At 67.9% G+C, this 1,708-nt stretch carries 1 protein-coding gene; it reads right to left on the bottom strand.

The features are described 5' to 3' along the window. A partial coding sequence (locus VF697_RS12815) for a hypothetical protein (protein ID WP_331094719.1) occupies positions 1-1,708 on the bottom strand: 1,708 nt, incomplete at both ends.

The following is a 1,708-nucleotide window of genomic DNA, read 5'->3' as shown; positions in this document are numbered from 1 at the left end:
GCCCAACCGCACCACGTACTCGCCGCTCACCATGCCGGGCCGCCCCATCACATCCGGCTCCAAGAGCTGGGTGAGGAACTGGTACGACAGGTCATCCTCGGTGGCGCTCGGCGGCTTCTCGTTCTTCAGGTCACGGTCCTGCGCCGGCGTCTTGCCCTGGGCGGAGATCTGGATGTTCTTCAATTCGAGCACGCGGAAGGAGTGCTCGAGCGCCAGATCGAAGCGCTCACGCCGTTCCCCATCCGGCTCGATGTGCCGGTAGACGTTCTTCAGGCCCAGGGCGTACTTGGGGACCGCCCCCGCGTTCGTCCCCTGGGTGGGGGCCTCCGCCTCGGCGAAGCCCGGCGGCGGGATGTTCTTCTCGCTCTGCTGGATGAAGCCGTCTCCGTTGCGGTCGCGCGGGTAGATGGCGTGACCCACGGTGTGCAGGTAGTAGCTGGCGCGCGGCAGCGAGTTGAGGATCTCCACCTCGCCCGAGGGCTTGGTGTAGCGCAGCGCCGCATGCACCGACTCGACGAAGCGGCCACCCGGCCTGAGCGAGAAGGGCACCACCTGGGGTCCCGCCACCGCCGTGCCCGTCACGCCGATGATGCGGCCCGCCAGCGGCGGCACTCCCGTCGGGACCTCGACCAGCGGCGGCTCCTTGTTGATGCACGTCTTGCGCATCGAGAAGCCGGCGTCCGCGGACAGCTCGGAGCAATACACCTCCAGCAGCAGACCCGCATCCCCCTCGTCCACCAGCGGCTTTGGATAGCAGCTCCCGCCATCCGGCAGCGGCCCCCGGCATACGCCTCCGTCACTCCCCGCATCCACCTGGCCGCCATCGGCGGTCCCACCGTCCGTCCCACCCTCATCATAGGACTTCACCCGCACCCGCCAGTGCGTGGAGACGTAGATCAGGTCGTCGCGCGTGGTGGCCGCTCCGCCATGGCGCACCAGGCTCTCCAACTTCACCTTCGGCTCGCCCTCCGTCTCCATCTTGCGCGTCACGCGCACGTCGATTTCCGGCGGATACATCAGCACGTCGCCCACTGGGATACCCAGCTCCTGCTGGGTGCAGCGCGACAGGCTGTGGTTCTCCCCGTACTCGTCCACGCTCAGCGGGCCACCCGCCGCCTCATCCGCCGCGCACGAGCCGTCCTCCGCCCTCGTCGAGCGGTTGATGGCTGGCACCGTCACCGTCTTCATTCCCGCGTAGCCCGTCGCGTGGTTGACGGCGAACACCACCAACCGGTCCCCCGCGCTCAGGCTCAGGAAGTTGCTCCGGTTGTCCTTGCAGTTGGCCTCGTAGTAGTCCCGGTCCGCCTGCGTGCTCTGCCCCTTGCGGTCCAGCTCCCGGCACCTCTCCCTGGCGTACCTCGGGATTCCGTGCGTCGGCCCCAATCTCAGCCGTCCGAACATTCCGTGCGTCGCCGGTGAGCCCCCGTCCACCGGGTTCTGCTGCACGTCGCAGTAGCTCGGGTCCTTGCGCCCAAACGCATACGTCGCTATCGGGTGCTCGAGGTCATCCTCCCGGAAGAAGTGCACCTCCGTCGTGTCCACGTCCCGGGGCGCTATGGACTGGTATTCTCCCAGCCTGTCCGGGTCCCTCTCGCTCGGCAGCTCCTCCGCTCCGCACATCCCCTCCAGCGGCTTGCCCTGGCGGTCCACGAACAGCAGGTTGCCGTAGATGTAGCGCGCATCCACCAGGATGTCCGCCTGCGTATTG

Origin of the sequence: Archangium sp., from assembly GCF_036388035.1 — a bacterium.
Classification (GTDB): Bacteria; Myxococcota; Myxococcia; order Myxococcales; family Myxococcaceae; genus Archangium.
This window is presented reverse-complemented; position numbering and strand designations above follow the sequence as displayed.